Below are 1,097 nucleotides of genomic sequence, written 5' to 3' on the forward strand. Positions count from 1 at the left end.
GAGCGTGCACAAAAACTCCGTAGAAAGGAGGTGATCCAGCCGCACCTTCCGGTACGGCTACCTTGTTACGACTTAGTCCCAATCACGAGCCTCACCTTAGACGGCTCCATCCCAAAAGGGTTAGGCCACCGGCTTCGGGTGCTGCCCACTTTCATGACTTGACGGGCGGTGTGTACAAGGCCCGGGAACGCATTCACCGCGACGTTGCTGATTCGCGATTACTAGCGACTCCGCCTTCACGTAGTCGAGTTGCAGACTACGATCCGAACTGAGACCGGTTTTAAGGGATCCGCTCCATGTCACCATGTCGCATCCCGTTGTACCGGCCATTGTAGCATGCGTGAAGCCCTGGACGTAAGGGGCATGATGATCTGACGTCATCCCCACCTTCCTCCGAGTTAACCCCGGCGGTCCCCCGTGAGTTCCCGGCATAACCCGCTGGCAACACAGGGCGAGGGTTGCGCTCGTTGCGGGACTTAACCCAACATCTCACGACACGAGCTGACGACGACCATGCACCACCTGTGAACCTGCCCCGAAGGGAAACCACATCTCTGCAGTCGACAGGCACATGTCAAGCCCAGGTAAGGTTCTTCGCGTTGCATCGAATTAATCCGCATGCTCCGCCGCTTGTGCGGGCCCCCGTCAATTTCTTTGAGTTTTAGCCTTGCGGCCGTACTCCCCAGGCGGGACGCTTAACGCGTTAGCTCCGACACAGAACCCGTGGAATGGGCCCCACATCCAGCGTCCACCGTTTACGGCGTGGACTACCAGGGTATCTAATCCTGTTCGCTCCCCACGCTTTCGCTTCTCAGCGTCAGTAACAGCCCAGAGACCTGCCTTCGCCATTGGTGTTCTTCCCGATATCTACACATTCCACCGTTACACCGGGAATTCCAGTCTCCCCTACTGCACTCTAGCCCGCCCGTACCCGGCGCAAACCCACCGTTAAGCGATGGGCTTTCACACCAGACGCGACGAACCGCCTACAAGCTCTTTACGCCCAATAATTCCGGATAACGCTTGCGCCCTACGTATTACCGCGGCTGCTGGCACGTAGTTAGCCGGCGCTTATTCGAAAGGTACACTCACCCGAA

The 1,097-nt window shown here is 57.7% G+C and carries 1 rRNA gene; it reads right to left on the reverse strand.

The annotated features are described in order from the left end of the window. Window positions 1–23: 23 nt before the first annotated feature. Window positions 24–1,097, reverse strand: a 16S ribosomal RNA gene (locus D0T20_RS06345); the annotation flags it as partial.

Source organism: Gardnerella piotii (genome assembly GCF_003397585.1).
Taxonomy (GTDB): domain Bacteria; phylum Actinomycetota; class Actinomycetes; order Actinomycetales; family Bifidobacteriaceae; genus Bifidobacterium; species Bifidobacterium piotii.